The 18,711-nt window shown below is 63.9% G+C and carries 18 protein-coding genes and 1 pseudogene; 16 read left to right on the plus strand and 3 right to left on the minus strand.

Annotated elements, in window-relative coordinates:
• Positions 1-99 precede the first annotated feature (99 nt).
• Positions 100-393, minus strand: a complete 294-nt coding sequence (locus AC0V7N_RS18740) for a hypothetical protein (RefSeq protein ID WP_475449962.1) — start codon at positions 391-393, stop codon at positions 100-102.
• A 206-nt stretch (positions 394-599) separates the two neighbouring features.
• Positions 600-857, minus strand: coding sequence for a hypothetical protein (locus AC0V7N_RS18745; RefSeq protein WP_475449963.1), 258 nt, complete (start codon positions 855-857; stop codon positions 600-602).
• Between the two features lie 189 nt (positions 858-1,046).
• On the opposite strand from AC0V7N_RS18745, the gene AC0V7N_RS18750 reads away from it, so the two are divergent.
• From AC0V7N_RS18750 to AC0V7N_RS18795, 10 genes and pseudogenes are all read left to right on the plus strand, one after another.
• Complete coding sequence (locus tag AC0V7N_RS18750) at positions 1,047-1,772, plus strand: GntR family transcriptional regulator (RefSeq protein ID WP_475449964.1); 726 nt, start codon at positions 1,047-1,049, stop codon at positions 1,770-1,772.
• A gap of 3 nt (positions 1,773-1,775) precedes the next feature.
• The gene (locus AC0V7N_RS18755) at positions 1,776-2,819 is read left to right on the plus strand and encodes an ADP-ribosylglycohydrolase family protein (protein WP_496627184.1); all 1,044 of its coding nucleotides are present in this window, start codon (positions 1,776-1,778) and stop codon (positions 2,817-2,819) included.
• Complete coding sequence (locus AC0V7N_RS18760; RefSeq protein ID WP_496627185.1) at positions 2,816-3,799, plus strand: PfkB family carbohydrate kinase; 984 nt, start codon at positions 2,816-2,818, stop codon at positions 3,797-3,799. The genes AC0V7N_RS18755 and AC0V7N_RS18760 overlap by 4 nt, the downstream gene beginning before the upstream one ends.
• A gap of 38 nt (positions 3,800-3,837) precedes the next feature.
• The gene (locus AC0V7N_RS18765) at positions 3,838-4,899 is read left to right on the plus strand and encodes an ABC transporter substrate-binding protein (RefSeq protein WP_475449967.1); all 1,062 of its coding nucleotides are present in this window, start codon (positions 3,838-3,840) and stop codon (positions 4,897-4,899) included.
• Between the two features lie 66 nt (positions 4,900-4,965).
• Positions 4,966-5,835 carry an ABC transporter permease gene (locus AC0V7N_RS18770; RefSeq protein ID WP_475449968.1) on the plus strand — a complete coding sequence of 290 codons (870 nt, stop codon included), beginning with the start codon at positions 4,966-4,968 and terminating at the stop codon, positions 5,833-5,835.
• Positions 5,835-6,623 carry an ABC transporter permease gene (locus tag AC0V7N_RS18775; RefSeq protein WP_475449969.1) on the plus strand — a complete coding sequence of 263 codons (789 nt, stop codon included), beginning with the start codon at positions 5,835-5,837 and terminating at the stop codon, positions 6,621-6,623. Before AC0V7N_RS18770 ends, AC0V7N_RS18775 begins: the two co-directional genes overlap by 1 nt.
• Positions 6,623-7,687, plus strand: coding sequence for an ABC transporter ATP-binding protein (locus AC0V7N_RS18780; RefSeq protein ID WP_475449970.1), 1,065 nt, complete (start codon positions 6,623-6,625; stop codon positions 7,685-7,687). Before AC0V7N_RS18775 ends, AC0V7N_RS18780 begins: the two co-directional genes overlap by 1 nt.
• Positions 7,688-7,751: 64 nt before the next feature.
• Positions 7,752-9,001: pseudogene (locus AC0V7N_RS18785) on the plus strand (aconitase X).
• Complete coding sequence (locus AC0V7N_RS18790) at positions 8,998-9,447, plus strand: aconitase X swivel domain-containing protein (protein ID WP_475449971.1); 450 nt, start codon at positions 8,998-9,000, stop codon at positions 9,445-9,447. The pseudogene AC0V7N_RS18785 and the gene AC0V7N_RS18790 overlap by 4 nt, the downstream one beginning before the upstream one ends.
• 90 nt (positions 9,448-9,537) lie before the next feature.
• Positions 9,538-10,486 (plus strand): IS630 family transposase gene (locus AC0V7N_RS18795; RefSeq protein ID WP_475449972.1). Its coding sequence is split into 2 segments (ribosomal slippage): positions 9,538-9,873 and positions 9,875-10,486, totalling 948 coding nucleotides; the frame shifts between segments, so codons are not numbered across the junction.
• Between the two features lie 14 nt (positions 10,487-10,500).
• Here the strand turns inward: AC0V7N_RS18795 and AC0V7N_RS18800 are convergent.
• Positions 10,501-11,529: a LacI family DNA-binding transcriptional regulator gene (locus tag AC0V7N_RS18800; RefSeq protein ID WP_475449973.1), complete on the minus strand. Its 1,029-nt coding sequence runs from the start codon at positions 11,527-11,529 to the stop codon at positions 10,501-10,503.
• 357 nt (positions 11,530-11,886) lie between these two features.
• On the opposite strand from AC0V7N_RS18800, the gene AC0V7N_RS18805 reads away from it, so the two are divergent.
• The 6 genes from AC0V7N_RS18805 to AC0V7N_RS18830 all read left to right on the plus strand — a co-directional run bounded on the left by AC0V7N_RS18805 (position 11,887) and on the right by AC0V7N_RS18830 (position 18,669).
• Positions 11,887-13,500 carry an extracellular solute-binding protein gene (locus AC0V7N_RS18805; RefSeq protein ID WP_475449974.1) on the plus strand — a complete coding sequence of 538 codons (1,614 nt, stop codon included), beginning with the start codon at positions 11,887-11,889 and terminating at the stop codon, positions 13,498-13,500.
• Between the two features lie 83 nt (positions 13,501-13,583).
• Entirely contained in the window at positions 13,584-14,444 is an 861-nt protein-coding gene (locus AC0V7N_RS18810) for a carbohydrate ABC transporter permease (protein ID WP_475449975.1), read from the plus strand.
• Complete coding sequence (locus AC0V7N_RS18815; RefSeq protein ID WP_475449976.1) at positions 14,441-15,397, plus strand: carbohydrate ABC transporter permease; 957 nt, start codon at positions 14,441-14,443, stop codon at positions 15,395-15,397. The genes AC0V7N_RS18810 and AC0V7N_RS18815 overlap by 4 nt, the downstream gene beginning before the upstream one ends.
• Positions 15,394-16,485 (plus strand): ABC transporter ATP-binding protein, encoded by a 1,092-nt coding sequence (locus AC0V7N_RS18820; RefSeq protein WP_475449977.1) that lies wholly within the window; start codon positions 15,394-15,396, stop codon positions 16,483-16,485. Before AC0V7N_RS18815 ends, AC0V7N_RS18820 begins: the two co-directional genes overlap by 4 nt.
• A gap of 1 nt (position 16,486) precedes the next feature.
• On the plus strand, positions 16,487-17,548 hold the full coding sequence (locus AC0V7N_RS18825) for an ABC transporter ATP-binding protein (protein WP_475449978.1): 1,062 nt from the start codon (positions 16,487-16,489) through the stop codon (positions 17,546-17,548).
• 35 nt (positions 17,549-17,583) lie between these two features.
• Positions 17,584-18,669 carry a Gfo/Idh/MocA family protein gene (locus tag AC0V7N_RS18830; protein ID WP_475449979.1) on the plus strand — a complete coding sequence of 362 codons (1,086 nt, stop codon included), beginning with the start codon at positions 17,584-17,586 and terminating at the stop codon, positions 18,667-18,669.
• Positions 18,670-18,711 lie beyond the last annotated feature (42 nt).

The raw sequence follows: 18,711 nt of genomic DNA on the forward strand, positions 1-18,711 counted from the left end.
GGTGGCGGGTTTTTTGCTGCCACCGAACAGAAAAAGGCGGGCATCTGGCCCGCCTTCTGTCAGCTGTTCCATTCAGGCCTTCGCCCAAATCGCGGTGCGTCAGTTCGCGCCGCCGAGCTGCTTGGTCATCTTGCAGAAATTGTCATGCGACTTGGCGATGGCCTTGTCGCCGCATTCCTTCGTCATGCCTGCGCGATCTTCTTCCTTCATGGCCATCCAGGCGGTCTTGAATTCCTTTTCGGACTTCATGGTCTTCATGCCGGCATCGGTGAAGAACGGCGACATCTTCGCCGGATCGTCGAGCGCGGATGTTCCCGTGGTCGTGCCGGCAAGAGCCGCACCAGTGGTCATTGCAAGCGCCATCGCGCCCATCGTGAGCATCTTGAAGTTCATTGGGGTATTCCTCTCTGTGGAGGTCATTGGAATAAACGACCTGCGGACAAACGAGGTCGAGAGAAAACAGTTCCCCTAGATGAATATATATTAAAACGATATTTTATTTCTCTGGCTCTGACTGGGGCCCGCAATTGGAACTCTAGCGATATTTCCCACCCATGTCCGCGACATTGAGCGCCGGTCAGAATCCTGGCGCCGGCTGATTACTCCATGTCCGGGACGTCGCCGCTGACAAACAGCGTGGTCGGCGGCCCGTAGTCGCCAAGTGTCGGGTCGGCATCGCGACTCCAGGCGATGACGCCGACATGTTTTGCCGCCAGCGCCCTGGCGGTGCGTATGGCGCGGTCTTCGCTCTGCTGGTCGGCGGGGCCGAAGGCTGGAAACAATTCACCGTCGTCGCCGCGGTCGAACGCGACCACGACGATCAGCTTGGGATTCTTGTGCTCTGTTGAATGGGACATGTGGCTCCTTCGACGCGCAACCTATCACACTACCGGACCCAAGGGGCGGCTGTCTGGCTTTCAACCGTATTTTGCCGGGGTCTCCGGAACCCGCTGCCTGCTTTGAGTTGCCTTCGGTATCGCATTGACAACGCGTTTTGTCGCCGTATATTGAACAGGACTATACAGGTTCACTGAACAGGTATGCATATGAAGCGGCACACGGTTCAACTGTCTCCCGGCACGGGCAAGCCCGAGCAGATCGCCACCGTTCTGGAGCATGAAATCCGCTCCGGCGTTCTCGGCTTCGGCGACCGCCTGCAAAGCGAGAACGAGCTCGTCCAGCGCTTCTCCGTCAGCCGCAACACGGTCCGCAAGGGCCTTGAGGAACTGTCCAGCCGCGGGCTGATCACCACCAAGGTCGGCATCGGCTCCTTCGTCACTTTCGACGGCAAGCCGGTCGACGATTCGATCGGCTGGTCACGAGCGCTGGCCAATGCTGGCGCCAATGCCGAGACCAGGACGCTGCGGCTGGAGGTCATCGAAGACGCCGATCTCGCTGCCTTGCTTGGCATCGAAAGCCCGTTCTTCATCGCCGTCGACCGGGTGCGCACCAATGCCAGCGACGGCCATGCGATTTCCATCGAGCGCAGCCGCCTGCCGCTTTCGCCGGAGCTGGAGGATGTGCCACTGCGCGGCCTGCGCGAAGGGTCGCTGCACCAGACGCTGCGCGGCGCCGGCCTCATTCCCGACCATGGCGAGGAATGGGTCGGCATCGAGATGCTCAATGCCGAGGATGCCGCCATCCTCGGTTGCCCGCAAGGCACGCCGTTCCTGCGTGGACGCCGGCTGACGCGTGCGGCCGATGACCGGCCGATCGAATATGTCACCAGCCTGCTCAATCCCGCGCATTTCGCGCTGCATATGAGGTTCTGAGCGATGCCGGACACGCTTGATCGCGCCATGGGCGCGCTTGTCGGTGGCGCGCTGGGAGATGCGCTCGGCATGCCGACGCAGCTTTTGTCGCCGGCCCGCATTGCCGAACTCCACGGCCATGTCGAGGATTTCATCGCGCCCTTCGCCGACCATCCGGTGTCGAAGGGGCTCGCGGCCGGCACCATCACCGATGATACGGAACAGGCGCTGTTGCTTGGCCGCATCCTGGTTGAGTCGGGCGAGCGTTTCGACCATGCGCGCTGGGTCAACGCGCTGCTGGACTGGGAGCGCGAGGTCAAGGCGCGCGGCAGCTACGATCTTCTGGGGCCGTCGACCAAGCGCGCCATCGACGCCATCAACAATGGCGTGCCGGCGGAAGAGGCGGGACGTAGCGGCGACACCAATGGCGCGGCCATGCGCATCGCGCCGGTCGGCATCATGATGCCGCTGGAGCCACTCGACACGTTCGTCGCCAAGGTGGCCGAGACCTGCCGCGCGACGCACAACACCTCTATCGCCATAGCCTCGGCCGCCGCCGTCGCGGCCGCCGTCAGCCGCGGCGTTGCCGGCGGCGACTGGCGCGCCGCATCCGACAGTGCCATCGCGGCGGCGAGGCGAGGGGCGACGCTTGGCCATTGGGTGACCGGCGGCGACATCGCCGCGCGCATCGTCTGGGCACGGGATCTGGTTCGCGGCAAGGTGACGAGGGACGCGATCCGGCTGATCACCGATCTGGTCGGCACCGGCGTCGCCAGTCAGGGATCGGTTCCGGCGGCCTTCGCGGTGCTGGAAGTCGCCGGCGGCGACCCATGGCAAGCGGCGGTCATCAGCGCCAATCTGGGTGGCGACACCGACACGATCGGCGCCATCGCGGCCGGCATGGCCGGCGCGTGCGCTGGGTTTTCGCGGTTGCCAAGCGATCGCGTCGCCGGCCTCAGGGGTATCGACATGGCACAGGTTCAGGCGCTGGCCGCCGACCTGGTTGCGGCGCGGACGTCCAAAGGCCTTGCGCAAAAAACCGGTTCCGGCAAGGACGCGGCGGCATGAGCGGGCGTCTCGTCCATATCGGCAGCGCGGTGGTCGACTATGTCTACCGCATCGACGCCTTGCCGGCGCCGGGCACCGAGAAGACCGCATCGAGCTATGCCCAGGTTGCCGGCGGCGGCTTCAACATGATGGTCGCGGCCATCCGAACCGGCATGACAGTGGTGTTTGGCGGTCAGCTCGGCAGCGGGCGGAATGGCGATTTCCTGCGCGCTGCCTTCGCCGCCGAGGGCATCGACACGCTGACGCCGCCATCGCCTGTCATGGACAGCGGCAATTGCGTTGCCATGATCTCAAGCGATGCCGAACGTACTTTCGTGTCGTGGCCAGGTGCTGAAAGTGTGCTCAGCCTCGACATGATGGCGCCGGTATCGGTGGCGCCGGGTGATCGGGTGTTCACCTCAGGCTATACGCTGAGCTATCCCCACAGCCGCGACGCGCTCACCGACTGGATCGAGGCGCTGCCGGAAAACATTCCCTTTGTCTTCGACCCGACGCCGGTCATTGCGGACATTCCGCGCTCCATCCTGTCGCGTGTGCTTGGCCGCACCACATGGCTGAGCTGCAACACGACGGAAGCCGCCGAGATTGTCGGTCCTGGTGATACTGAGAGCCTCGCGGCGCGGCTGCTTGCCGACCACTGCCCGCAGGCCGCCGGTGTCGTCATCCGCTCCGCCGCCAAGGGCTGCCATATCAGGCTGGCCGACGGCACGGCGCAGACCATCGCCGGGTTCAAGGTCGATGCCATCGACACCAACGGCGCCGGCGACACCCATATCGGCGCTTTCGTCAGCGCGCTGGCGCGCGGCGTGCCACCCTTCGAGGCGGCGCGCTACGCCAATGCGGCGGCGGCCATTTCGGTGACCCGCCATGGCGGTTCATCGGCGCCGACCGATGCGGAAATCCAGACTTTCCTGAGCCAGGCCAATGGTCCTTCGACCGGCGCGCCGGGCCAGACCCAGAAGGCCCATCAGACAGCCTGACAAGCCCGGGAAGCGGGCAAACAAAGAGAGGAACCAACATGCGCATGCCAAGACTGACTGCTCTGCTGACGGCGACCGCCGTCTTCACCACCGCGCTCACGCTGGCCGCCAGTGCCGCTGAAGTGCATGTGCTCAACTGGAAAGGCTACGGCGCCGACGAGCCATGGGCCGTCGAGGCCTTCGAGAAGGCGACCGGCAACAAGGTCGTCAACGACTTCTTCAATTCCGAACAGGAAATGCTGACCAAGATCCGGACCAATCCCGGCCTGTACGACGTCGTCATGATCAACGCCGCCTTCAACGACCAGGCGATGGCCGAGAAGCTGATCCAGCCGATCGATACCTCCAAGCTGCCGAACTATGCCGACATCAGCAAGGACAAGGCCAGCTCGCCGATGCTCGACCATGACGGCAAGGTCTATGGCGTGCCGTGGGTGTGGGGCCTGACGGCGCTCGCCATCAATGAAAAATCCTTCGACAAGCCGCCGACGTCGATCGCCGAAATGTGGGACCCCGCGCATAAGGGCCGCGTCGTCATCCGCGACGACGCCGTCGAGGCGGTGCAGTTCGGCGCCATCGCCACCGGCCAGAACATCAACGACATCAAGGATATGGATGCGGTCAAGACGAAGCTGACCTCGCTGATGCCGCAGATTAAGACGTTCTGGAGCTCGGAGAACGACTGGAACCAGATGGTCGCCTCCAACCAGATCGACATCGGCACCTATTGGAGCGGCTCGGCCGACCGCGCCAAGACGCACTTCAAGCTGCCGGTTTCGCTGGTCATTCCGCAGGAAGGCGCCGTCGCCTGGTTGGATGCCTTCTCCATTCCCGTCGGCTCCAAGAACGTCGAGGGTGCGCAAGCCTTCATCAACTACATGATCGACCCGAAATTCTATGTCGAATGGGTCACAAAGGTCGGCGCTCCGGTTTCCGCCAACACCAAGGCGGTGGACGCGCTGCCCGAGGAAGCCTTCAACCGCAAGGTGATGGGTGATCCCGAGGTCGCCAAGCGCATCCAGTTCCAGGCGCCGATCACCGACGCCCAGCGCGAGGCCTATCTGGCGCTCTGGCAGCAGCTCAAGGTCGACGTGAAGTAAAGTTCGCGTCCGGACCAGCCGGCGGTTCGCGCCGGCTGGTCCTTCAATCCTGGGGAGGAGGGTGGCATGGCAGCACAGAGTGCGACCGCATCGCGCAGCGAGTTGAGATCGGCTCTGCCGTTGCTGGCACCGGCCTATCTCTGGCTGACGGTGGCGATCTTCCTGCCGCTCTCGGCCATGGTCTTCTTCTCGTTCATGACCGAGCTGCCGCTGTCGGGAAAGCCGTGGGCGTTCACGCTTGGCAACTACGCCGCCTTCTTCTCGCAGAGCCTCTATCTGACACTGCTGCTCGCCTCGTTGCGCCTCGGCCTCGAAGTGACTTTGTGGTGCATCGTCATCGGCTATCCCGCCGCTTATGTGCTGGCCAAGGTGCTGAAGGGGCGCAGCCGCGAAGCGATCTTCCTGCTGGTCATCCTGCCGTTCTGGTCGAACGGACTGGTGCGCATCTTCTCCTGGGCAATGGTTTTGCGCGAGGGCGGCATTCTCGACACCGCGCTCAACGCCGTGCTGCCGTTTAGGATCAACATCGATCTCATGTATTCCTACCCGGCCGTCATCATCGGGCTGGTGCACTCCTATGTGCCCTACATGGTGCTGACCTGTTATCTCACCTTGGAAGCGATCGATGACTCGCTGATCGAGGCCGGCCGCTCGCTCGGAGCCTCGCGGCTGCAGGTGCTGAAGCGGGTGATCATCCCGCTGTCGATGCCCGGCCTGGTCGCTGGCGCCGCACTGATCTTCGTGCCCGTCGTCGGTTCCTTCATGGAGCCGCGCATCCTCGGCGGCCGCACCGGCACCTTCTACGGTACGGTGATCGAGGACCAGTTCGTCGCCGTCTTCAACTGGCCGCTGGGGGCGGCACTCTCCTTCATCCTGCTGGCCGTGGTGCTGGTCATCCTGGCGATTGCATCGCCGGTGCTGCGGAGGGCTGCGTGATGATGACGACGCGCGTCCTTGAAGGACTTGGTCGCCTGTATATCGGACTGCTGCTCGCCTTCCTCTATCTGCCGATCATCATCATGGCGCTGATGTCGTTCAACGTCTCGCCCTTCTACCAGCTGCCGTTCGAGTGGACGACGGAATGGTACGCTTCGCTGTGGCAGAACGACCAGCTGATCGCGGCCACCTGGAACAGCCTCGAGATCGCCGTCATCACCACCATCATCAGTGTGGTGCTGGGCTCGGCAGCGTCGCTGGCGCTTTATCGTTATGAATTCCCAGGCAAGAAAGTGCTGCAGGCGCTGCTGTTTCCGCCGATCGCCATTCCGTGGCTGATCACCGGCACGGCGATGCTGATCTTCTTCTTCGGCGTCGGCATTGGTCGCGGCCTGTTCGCCATCCTGCTCGGCCATGTCGCGTTGGCGCTGCCCTATGTCATCGTCGTCGTCTCGGCGCGGCTGCAGACCTTCGCGCCGGAGCTGGAAGAGGCGGCGCGCTCGCTCGGCGCCAACCAGTGGCAGGTTACAATGCGGGTCACGCTGCCCTGGATCATGCCGGGCGTCATTGCCGGCGGGCTGTTCGCCTTCGCCGTTTCGTTCGACCAGTTCGTCGTCTCCTATTTCCTGGCGACGCCTGGCCAGACGACGCTGCCGGTCGAAATCTACGCCGCGATCCGCAAGGGCTTTACGCCCGAGATCAATGCGGTCTCGACGATCATCATCGTCGTGTCGATGGCGCTGATGCTGCTCACGGCGCGCTTCTTCAAATTCGGCGGAGAGAAATAATGGCCGGCGTGCAGGTATCGAACGTCTCCCGCAGCTTTGCCGCGCACAAGGCTCTGGACGATGTCTCCATCGATTTCGCCGATGGCGGCTTCTATGCGCTGCTTGGGCCATCCGGCAGTGGCAAGACCACGCTGCTCAGGCAGATCGCCGGCTTCGACTTTCCCGACTCCGGCCGTATTTCCATCGGCGGCGAAAGCGTCGAACGGGTGCCGGTCGAGAAGCGGCGCATCGGCATGGTGTTCCAGAACTACGCACTGTTCCCCAATATGAGCGTCGCCGACAATGTCGCCTTCGGCTTGTCGGTGCGCGGCGAAGCCAAGGCGGTGATCGCGACGGAAGTGCAGCGCGCGCTCGACCTTGTGCAACTGGGCAAGCTCGGCGGCCGCCGGCCGCACCAGCTCTCCGGCGGCCAGCGTCAGCGGGTGGCGCTGGCCCGCGCCATCGTCACCAAGCCGCGCGTGCTGTTGCTCGACGAGCCGCTCGGCGCGCTCGACAAGGCGCTGCGCGTCGACATGCAGATCGAGTTGAAGCGCATCCAGCGCGAGATCGGCATCACCACTATCTTCGTCACCCACGACCAGGAGGAGGCGCTGACGATGAGCGACCGCATCGGCATCTTGCGTGACGGCCGGCTGGTGCAGGAAGGGCCGCCGGAAGAAATCTACGACCGGCCCAAGAGCGAATTCGCCGCGACTTTCCTCGGCGACGCCAACATCTTTCGCGGTGACTCGACGGGCAATGGCATCAGACTGCCGGATGGCACGGCGATCGCTGCCGGCGCGGGCGCGACGGTTGCCGCCGGCGCCAAGGCGAGCTGTGCCGTGCGCCCAGAACGCATCCGCATTGCCACCGATGCCGGGCCTTTGGATGGCGATGCCAACATGCTGAAAGGCCAGGTCTCCAAGCGCATCTTCGCCGGCAACAACAGCACCTACTTCGTCGAGCGTGCCGGCCAGACGCTGAAGGTCATCGTGCAGAACACCGGTGCCGACAGGCTGGCTGAGGGGCAGGACGTGGTGCTGCGCTGGTCGCCGGAAAGTACAGTGTTGATCGCGGCGGGTTGAGTGATGGCATTGACAGCTGGGGCGCTGTCCCGCCATCAGGTCGAGTGAGGCCTGGAACACACCGATGACGCTTGAGCTGACCGCACAGGACCGATCCATGCTCGACGGCGGGCAAGGCCCATCCGCGGCGGCGGCCATGAAGATCCTCGTCGCCTTCTCCAATGCCATCGGCGCCAGCAGCCTGCTCGACATCACCGGTGCCCACATCGATGGCTGCCTCTATCACGGCAAGGCCGGGCTCGATTTCGTCGAACGGCTGGTCGAGGGCGGCGGGCGCGTGCAGGTGCCGACGACGCTGAATGTCGGCTCGTTCGACCTCATCCACCCGGCATGGTGAAAATGCCGGCGGCGGAAGAGGTGCCGGCGCGGCGGCTGATGAAGGCGCATATGGAGCTTGGCTGCCAGGCGACCTTCACTTGCGCGCCGTATCAGACGCGGTTTCGGCCTGAATTCGGGCAACAGATCGCCTGGGGCGAATCCAATGCCATCGTCTTTGCCAATTCGGTGATCGGCGCGCGCACCAACCGCTATGGCGATTTCATCGATCTGTGCTGCGCCATGACCGGACGCGCGCCGGCCTGGGGCCTGCATCTCAGCGAAAACCGGCGTGGCCGCATCCTGTTCGAACTGGATATCGCCGAGGCCGAACCAAGCGACAGCCTGTTCGTCGGTGCCGGGCTGATCATCGGGCAATCGAGTGGCGACCGCGTTCCGGTCATTGCCGGTCTGCCACAGCCGCGCGACGAAGATCAGTTGAAGGCGCTGGGCGCGGCGGCTGCCACGACAGGTGCCGTGGCGCTGTTTCATGCGGTCGGCATCACGCCGGAGGCTGGAACGCTCGATGAGGCGTTCCACGGCCACGTGCCGGAAGAGACGATCCGCATCACCCGTGCCGATCTCGATCATGCGCTTGCAAGGCTGTCGATGGTGTCCGACGGTGCACTGCTCTCGGCGGTCTCACTGGGCACGCCGCATTTCTCGCATGAGGAATGGATGCGCCTGTTGCCGCTGCTGCGCGAGACAGCCCCTGGCCGGGGCATCCCGATCTACGTCAACACCGGTCGCGCGACGCTGACGCGGTTGCAGGAGGAGGGCGCGCTTGCCGGCATGGAGGCTTTCGGCCTGATCCCGGTCGCCGACACCTGCACCTATGTCACCTCCATCCTCGAGCGGCTCGACGGCGTGGTGATGACCAATTCCGGCAAGTGGGCACATTACGCGCCGGGCAATATTGGCGTGACCGTCGCCTTCGCCGACATGAAGGATTGCATCCGTTCCGCCGCGGTCGGACATGTCGTGCGGAGTGCCTCATGACGCAGCCGGTTGCAACAGGAGCCGTCGAACGGCTGGGCACTTTCCAACTGGCCGGCGAGGCCGATGGCCTAGCTCTGGTGTTCCCGCAGCCGCTCAGCTTCTGGGGCGGTGTCGATGCCGAGACCGGCGACATAACGGATCATTCGCATCCGGGCCTCGGCCAGAACGTCACCGGCAAGATCCTGGTCATGCCGAGCGGACGCGGCTCGTCCTCCTCGTCCTCGGTGCTAGCCGAAGCGATCCGCCGGGGCACGGCGCCGGCCGGTATTCTTTTGCAACGGCCAGATCCGATCCTGGCGGTGGGGGCGATCGTCGCCGAGTTTCTCTACGCCATCCACATGCCGCTGGTGGTCTGCGACATTGCGGGCATCGTTTCCGGCGACAGGATAGCAATCGGTACTGGTGCGGACGGCCGGGCGATCATCAGGGTTAGAACTGAAAGCTAGAGCGGTTCACGGCTTGATGGAATCGAAGGGGATTCCCGATTTGTCGGTTTTGTGATTCAAGATGCTGGCTGGAGTGGAGGCCAGCATCTGATGACCCGACCTCTTTCCAATGACCTTCGCGAGCGGGTTGTGGCGGCAGTTTTGAGTGGTGAAAGCCGCCGGTCTGCCGCCAAACGGTTCGGCATTTCGATTTCGGCCGCGGTGAAGCTGTTGCAGCGCCATGGGACGACCGGCTCGGTGGCGCCGGGCAAGATGGGTGGGCATCGCAAGAGGCTACTGGAGCCGCACCGTGCCTTCATCGAGGCGCGTATACGTGAGATGCCGCATCTGACGCTGCACGGTCTGAAGGATGAGTTGGCTGGTCGCGGGGTCAAGGTCTCGCACAACGCGGTGTGGTTGTTCCTGCGCCGCGAGGGCCTAAGCTTCAAAAAAAACGCTGTTCGCCCTTGAGCAGGCGCGCGCCGATATTGCCCGCAGGCGTCAGCGATGGCGATCCTGGCAGACCGGCCTCGATCCGCAGTGCCTGGTCTTCATCGATGAGACTTGGATCAAGACCAACATGGCTCCGCTGCGAGGTTGGGGGCCGAAGGGCAAGCGGCTGCGCGGCCTGGCTCCGCACGGGCACTGGCGCACGCTGACCTTCCTTGGCGCGCTGCGCTGGGATCGGCTCGCAGCACCTTGCGTCTTCGACGGACCGATCAACGGCCAATGCTTTCGCGCGTATGTCGAGCAGCAGCTCATCACCGTTCTGAAGCCCGGCGACATCGTCGTCATGGATAATCTGGGAAGTCATAAGTCGGCAGCCATCAGGCAGATGATCAAGGCTGCCGGCGCCAGGCTTTGGTACCTGCCGCCCTACTCTCCGGACCTCAATCCGATCGAGCAGGCCTTCGCCAAGATCAAACACTGGATGCGTCAGGCTCAGAAACGCACCGTCGAGGAAACTTGGCGCCACATCGGCCACCTCGTCGAAACCATCGAGGCAGCCGAATGCAGGAACTACTTCGAAAACGCAGGCTACGCTTCCGTCAAAACGTGAAAGGCTCTAGCCGCTCAAATCTCCGGGATGTTTTCCTTGAAGATCACCTGCAGTCTCGGCTGGTGCAGTTCATAGGGCAATCCCCGGACCGCATGGGTCAGAGTGTTAAGCGCCTCGCGGGCCTCGACGCGCGGGTTCTGGTCGATGACCGCGTCGAGCGTACCGTCGAGCAGCAGGTCCTTGGTGCCGTCCGTTACCTCATGGCCGAGGAAGACCATGGATTGCGCGCGGCCGCGCTCCTTGAGCGCGCGGGCGATGCCGGTGTTGCCGGCGCCGACATTGTAGATCGCGGCAAGGTCGGGGTGCCCGTCCAGAAGCGCTGATGCCTCCGAATAGGCCTTTTCGCGGTCGTCGAGCATTTCGCGCATTTCGACGATCTCGAGATTGGGCGATTCCTCGGTCAATATGTGCCGGAATCCCATCTCGCGTTCCTCGTGTCCGCGATAGGACAGCGAGCCGGCGAACAGCGCCACCTTGCCGGGGCGTTCCGGCCCCATGAAACGGTTGAGCAGATAGCCGGCCAGCCGCCCGGCGGCGCGGTTGTCAATGCCGATATAGGCGACCCTCGGCACATGCAGGATGTCGGAGGCGATGGTCACCACCTTGATGTCATTGGCCGACAGCGAGCGGATCGCCTCACGCACCGTCGGATGGTCGAGTGCGATGACGCCGACGCCTTGCGTCTGTCCGCGCAATTCCTGCAGCAGGCGGGCGAGCCGGTCGGGATTGAAACCTTCTATGGTGGCGATGTGGACATCGAGATCCGGGCGCGCCAAAGCCTGCGCCTCGATGTGCCGGTGCAGCATCTTGATGAAGGAATTGGTGCCGGCCGGCAGCGCGAAGTCGAGCCGGATGACTTCGCCCGGCGAGGGCCGCGGCGGCATCCCGTTCGGGCCTTCGGCGATGTAGCCGAGGCGCTGCGCCATTTCGAGCACGATTTCGCGCGTGCGGGCTCGCACGCCAGGGCGGTTGTTGAGCACGCGGTCGACGGTGGCGGCGGAAACGCCGGCTTCCCGGGCTATGTCAGTCAGGGTGGAACGCACCGTCTTTCATCTCCTCAACGCATCAGCATCACGCAACACCGGCAGCCGGCCTGATGGCCACGACTCCTCGCCATCGGCGATTCTGATGGGAAATGATGTATCCGGCCTTGGCCGAAGCGCAAGCCGTCGGGCTAAATCAGATCGCCCGGCACGCCTATTCCGGGACGGGAAGACACATTTCCCATCAAATCGAGGCATCTGGAGCGATATATGGACCCCGGTATGACGCATTTCCTCGCCCAATTGCGATGTTGTGAGGTGTTTTGATTATTTATGATGTTGACAGTCTTCCTGTCCTGCCGTCAATATCCCTCATGGGCTCGTGGAGGAACATTGAGCCCTGAGGGAGGAATTCCAATGTCTGATCTGATCCGCATATCGCGACGCCGGTTGCTGGCGTCCGCAGGAAAGGCGGCGGTGTTCGTTGCCGCCACGGGTATCGCACCGCAATTCATTCGTCCCGGCCGCGCCTATGCCGCCGACGCACTGGCACCCGGCATGATCGGTGGCCCGACCGGCTTCGAGGGCGCCGAGCGCTACCAGTATGGCGCCGACACGCCGGAAGGCCGCGCCATCGAGGCGGCCAAGGCGCTGAAGGGCGCCGGCAAGGCGCCGGCGAAGATCGTGCTCGGCCTGTCGGACGGCTCGATCGGCCAGCTCACGCAGCCTTTCCCGGCCGGCGCGCCGTCGATCAAGGAATTGTGGGAGAAGGAGACCGGCATTCCGATCGAAATCGTCGGCCTGCCGAATGGCCAGGAATTCACCAAGACGATGCAGGACATCTCCACCAAGGGTGGGGCCTATGACATCTATTCGACCGAATGGAACCGCCTCGGTGACCTCGCCGAAACCGGTGGCATCGCCAAGCTCGACGACTTCGTCGCCCAGTACAAGCCCGAATGGGACGATCCCAAGACCGGTTATGTCGACGGCGCCAAGGGCGTGTCGCTGCTCAACAAATATCGCGGTTCGAACTATGGCGTGTCGCTCGACGGCGACTTCCAGACCTGGGTCTACCGCACCGACCTGTTCGGCGACGCCGCCGAACAGAAGGCTTTTAAGGACAAATACGGCTACGATCTGACGCCGCCGAAGACCTGGAAGCAGCACGGCGACATCGCCGCCTTTTTCCAGCGTCCGGACAAGGGCCTGTTCGGCTCGACCGACCTGCGCAACCAGGGCTGGGGCTACACCAACTGGTACCAGCGCTATGTCTCGATGGCTTCGCCCAACCAGTTCCTGTTCGGCGACGACGGCAAGCCGCTGATCAATTCCGAACACGGCATCGCCGCCACCAACGAATATGTCGAATCGCTCGTCCATCACTCGCCGGATGCGATCTCGTGGGGCTGGCCGGAGCAGTATGGCAATTTCGCCAAGGGCGGAGCGGCGATGACCTGCGCCTTCTCCAACCTGCCGAAATTCCTCGACAATGCCGGCAACAAGGATTCGGCCGTCATCGGCAAGATCGGCTCGATGCTGCCGCCCGGCCGCGAGATCGACGGCAAGCTGATCAGCCGCTCGGTGCTGTGGTTCTCGCTGACCGGCATGGTCTCGTCGCAGTCGAAAAACCAGGAGGTCGCCTATCTCCTGCTGCAATGGCTGGGCTCGGCCCGCATCTATGCCTGGATGAGCGCTAACCCGGGCGGCTATCTCGATCCGTTCCGGCTTTCGGATTTCTCCGATCCACTGGTGCGCCAGACCTACCACGCCTACCACATGGACGTGGTGCGCGAGACGGTCGCCCGCACGGTGCCGACCATCAACTATCCCGGCGCCACCGCCTTCCATAACGCTCTGGACGAAAACCTGATGGCCTCGCTGACCAAGGCCAAGACATCGGAGCAGGCGATGGCCGACACCGAGACCGAGTGGAAGAAGATCGCCCGGCGCATCGGCGAGGACAAACTGCTCGAAGCCATCAGAACCAACAAGGAGGCCTGGCCGACCGTTCTCGATCCGATCAGCTGATCCGTCTCCCTGGATCAGAGCCGGAGGGGGAGGGGCGAAAGCTCTTCCCCTCCGCACTCAACGCCACCAGCAAAAGCAGCCAGATGAAGCGTTCCGTTCCTTTCGAGATATTCCGCTACGCCGCGATCCTCGCGGCGATGGCGGTGACGCTGGTGCCGATCCTGTGGATGGTGTCGATGGCCTTCAAGCCGATCGCTGAATGGTCGGCGACGGGTGCCGAGCTGACATGGTGGCCGAAGAACCCGACGCTCAGCAATTTCCGCTTCGTCTTCGGCGAGTCCACCAACAGCCTGATCGTGGCGCTCGACCGCACCGCGCTGAAACCGATCCTGTCGTCGCTGCTGTCAGCAGTGTTCGGCACCGCGATCGCCATGTCGGCGGGCACGGCGGCTGCCTACGGTCTGTCGCGCTTCGGCTCCGGGCAGAACCTGCCGCTGGCGCTGATCCAGCTCAGGCTGTTTCCACCGATGGCGGTGATGATCCCGGTGATGATCATGTGGGCCTTCCTGAACTTCACCGACAGCTGGTGGGGGCTGGCGCTGATCTACGGCATCGTCACTCTGCCGTTCGCCTTCTGGCTGATGAAGACCTTCTTCGACGACATGCCGCGCGAGATCGAGGAAGCCGCCTTGGTCGAAGGCTGTTCGCGGCTGCGCGTCTTCACCCGCATCACGCTGCCGATGATGCGTGCGCCGCTCGCCAGCGCTGCCCTCTTCGTCTTCATCCTCAACTGGTCGGACTATCTGATCGCGCTGCTTCTGACGACGCGCGAATGGGTGACCATCCCCGTCTACATGGCTTCGCTGTCGTCCTCGATGACCGGTCAGCTCTATGGCGCCAAGGCAGCGCTTGGGCTCATCGCCGCCGTGCCGCCCGTCATCATGGGCATCGCCATCCAGCGCCATCTGGTGCGCGGGCTGACCTTTGGAGCGCTCAAGCAATGAGCGCGGTGATGACGACGATTTCGGAGGGCGAGATGGACGCGCGGACAAAGCCGGCCCTGCGGGACGAAGGCGCGCGGCTGGGCTTCCGGCTGACGCTGTCGGCGCAGGTTCTGGTGCTGTTCATCTCGGTCTTTCCGCTGCTGATGCAGCTCTACATCAGCGTCACCGACTGGTCGCCGCTTTCGGGTCTCGGCTGGTGGAACGCGTGGGAGATGTGGAACAGCTTTGCCAACTACACCGATCTTGCCGCCGATGCGCGTTTCTGGAGCGCGCTGAAGCGCACGGCGATCGTCATGGTCGTCTGCGTGCCGGCGGAGTTCCTGCTCGGCCTCGCACTGGCGACGCTGTTTGCCGACGATTTTCCCGGCAAGCGCATCTTCTATTCGATCCTGCTGATGCCGATGATGGTGGTGCCGGCAGTGGCCGGCTACATGTTCTTCATGCTGTTCCAGTCGGGCGGCCCGGTGAACGACATCCTGTCCGCCATCACGGGTACACGCGTCACCATCGCCTGGCTGTCGGACCCGACCCTGGCGCTGATCGCGGTGATGATCGCCGATATCTGGCAGTGGACCCCGCTGATGTTTCTCATCCTTCTCGCCGGCCTCGTCGGCGTGCCGGAGGACCAGATCAAGGCGGCGACCTTGCTCGGCGCCAATCCCTGGCAGCGCTTCGTCACCATCGTGCTGCCGAAGATGAAGACCATCATCATCATCGCGCTTGCGATCCGCGTGATCGAGAACTTCAAGATATTCGACACGCTCTATATCATGACCGGCGGCGGTCCCGGCGTCGCCACGGAGACGATCTCCGTCTACATCTACAAGGTCACCACGCAAGACCTGATCTGGGGCTATGTCGCCGCAATCGCGCTCGCCATCCTGATCGTGCTCTCCATCGTTGCGGTGTTCGCCATGAAGCGCATGGCGCGGACAAGGCAGGTGGCGGCATGAGCACGATCCAGCTGCGCAACCTCACCAAGACGTTCGGCGACTTCACCGCGCTGAAGACCATGGACCTCGACATCGCCGATGGCGAGTTCATGGCGCTGCTCGGGCCATCCGGCTGCGGCAAGTCAACGACGATGAACATGATCGCCGGCATGGAGGAGCCGACCAGCGGCAGGATCCTGTTTGGCGAACGCGACATGGCCGGCGTGCCGATGGGCCGGCGCGGCGTCGGCTTCGTCTTCCAGAACTATGCCATCTTCACCCATATGACGGTGCGCCAGAACCTGGCCTACGGGCCGAGGATGCGCGGTGCGGCCAAGGCCGAGATCGACCGCCGCGTCGGCGCCATCGCCGAGCTGCTGCAGCTGACGCCGCTGCTCGACCGCAAGGCCGACCGGCTCTCGGTCAACATCTTGCAGCGCGTGGCGATCGGCCGCTCGGCGATCATGGAGCCGGCGATCTTCCTGCTCGACGAGCCGCTGTCCAATGTTGATGCGGCGTTCCGGGCTGTCATGCGCACCGAACTCAAACAGCTGCAGCGCCAGTTCAGGCAGACCATGGTCTATGTCACCCATGACCAGCTCGAAGCCATGACCATGGCCGACCGCATCGCCGTCATGGACCATGGCGTGCTGCAGCAGGTCGGCACGCCACTCGAGGTCTACAACAATCCGGTCAATGTCTTCGTCGCCCGCTTCATCGGCGCGCCGGGCATGAACCTGCTCAAGGGCAAGCCGGCGGAGAGTGATCGCGGGCTGGTCGTCGATCTCGGGCCGCTGGGCATCACGCCGCCGCTGCCGGGCGAGCTGGCGGCGACCTTGCGTGGGGCACGCGGCGATGTGCTTTACGGCTTCCGGCCAGAGCAGGTGGCCCTGGCGCAGGATGGGCGCGGGCTCGCGATGCCTGTCACCTTCGTCGAGCGCATTGGCGCGCGCACCATCGTCCATCTCGGCCAAAGCGAGGGCGCCGTGAAGGCGGTCTTCGACAATGATGTCGGGTTGTCGATCGGACAGACCGCGGTTGTCGCCCCCGACGCGTCGTCGGTACGTGTCTTCGATGCCGCCTCTGGCGTTGCGATGAAGGCGGCTTGAGATGGCGGACATCGTCTTTCGCAATGTGACCAAGCGCTACGGCAACACGCTCGCCGTCGACGACGCGTCGTTCACGGTCAACGACAACGAGTTCTTCTGTTTCTTCGGGCCGCCGCTGTCGGGCAAGTCGACGATCCTGCGCCTGGTGCTCGGGCTAGAGAGCCCGGACGCCGGTGAAATCCTGATCGGCGGCAGACCGGTCAACGCGGTGTCGCCGGCCGAACGCAATGTGGCGATGGTGTTCCAGAACCTGGCGCTGTTCCCGCATATGAGCGCGCTCGACAATGTGCGCTTTCCGCTGGTCGAACGCGGCGTTGCCGAGCTGCAGATCAAAAAGCGGGTCGCCGACGTCGCCGCCAAGCTGCATATCGGCCACATCCTGCACAAGCCGCCGGCGCAGCTTTCGGGCGGCGAGCGGCAGCGCGTGGCGATCGCGCGTGCACTGGTGCGCGACCCCAATGCCTATCTGATGGACGATCCGATCTCGGCGCTCGACGCCAGGCTGCGCGAGGAGACGCGTGTCGAGCTGAAGCGCATCCAGGGCGAGCTCGGCAAGACGCTGATCTATGTCACCCACGACCAGGAAGAGGCGATGTCGATCGCCGACCGCATCGCCATACTGGACAATGGCAGGATCCGGCAGATCGGCGCGCCGGCCGAGATCTATGACCGTCCGGCCAGCACCTATGTTGCGCGGCTGCTCGGTTCGCCTGTCATGAACATTCTGAAATCCGCCCGGGGCGAGGGCGGGGTCGAAGCCGCTGAAGGCACGATCCGGATTGCCGACAAGGCGGCTCCCGCCGATGCTGTCGAGATCGGGCTGAGGCCGGAAGACATCAAGGTCAGGCCGTGGGCGGATGGGGGCCAGGGCCGCCCGGCGCGGGTGTTCGAGGTCGAGCCCCTTGGCGGCTACACCGTCGTGACACTCGCCGCCGGGCAGGCGCGGCTGAAGGCGCTGCTGCGCGGCCAGCCTGACATCAGGCCGGATGCGATGGTGGCGATATCCTGCGAGCCGGCCCGCGTGCATTATTTCGGGCAAAGCGGAGGCGCGTTGGCGCGATGATTGCGGCCGCGAGGACAGAGTTTCGGGAGGAAGACATGACAGCCAAAGGCTTCGAGCCGGACGTTAAGGTCCGCACCAAGGAATACAAGATCGGCTGTGTCGGGGCCGGCATGATCATGGCCGAATGTCATCTGGCCGCCTACAAGGAAGCCGGGTTTCCGGTCGTGGCGATCGCCTCGCGCACCCCCGCGAATGCGCAGAAGGTCGCGACGCGCTGGGACATCCCGACCGTGCACGACACGCCGGAACAGCTTATCGAGGACACCAACGTCGAGATCATCGACCTTGCCTTCCCGCCCGACTTGCAGCCGGCGCTGATCCGCCATGCGCTGAAGCAGAAGCACATCAAGGCGATCCTGGCGCAGAAGCCTCTGGCGCTGTCGGTCGAGGAAGCCGTCAAGCTGCGCGACGAGGCGGCGAAGGCCGGCAAGATCCTCTCGGTCAACCAGAACATGCGCTACGACCAGTCGATGCGCGTGCTGAAGCAGATCATGGACAGCGGCGCGCTGGGCGACATCGTCTTCGCGCAGATCGACATGCATGCCATCCCGCACTGGCAGACGTTCCTCGAGGATTACGACCGGCTGACGCTCGCCAATATGAGCGTGCACCATCTCGACGTGCTGCGCTTCCTGTTTGGCGATCCCGACGAGATCACGACGCTGACGCGCAAGGATCCGCGCACCAAATTCGACCATCTGGACGGCATCACCGTCTCGACGCTGCGCTTCCCGTCCGGCGTGCTTGCCGTATCGCTGGAGGACGTCTGGTCCGGTCCGCGGCAGGATGGCTACAAGGACGACCAGCACATCAACTGGCGCGTCGACGGCACCAAGGGCGTCGCCAAGGGTACGATCGGCTGGCCGACAGGGGCAGCCTCGACACTGACCTATGCCTCGGCCGAAACCACCGGCGGCGAGTGGGTCACGCCTCATTGGGACACCATGTGGTTCCCGCATGCCTTCATCGGCGTCATGGAGCAGCTGCAGCACGCGGTGAAAACCGGCGCGCCGCCGGCGCTCTCGGTCGCCGACAACGTCAAGACCATGGCGCTGGTCGAGGCGGGCTACCGCTCGATGGCGGAAGGCCGCACGGTCAAGCTTTCCGAAATCGCTATCTGATCACCACAACCGAAACACCAGACAACTGAATCGCTTACAGGG

The organism is Mesorhizobium kamtschaticum (assembly GCF_056174585.1).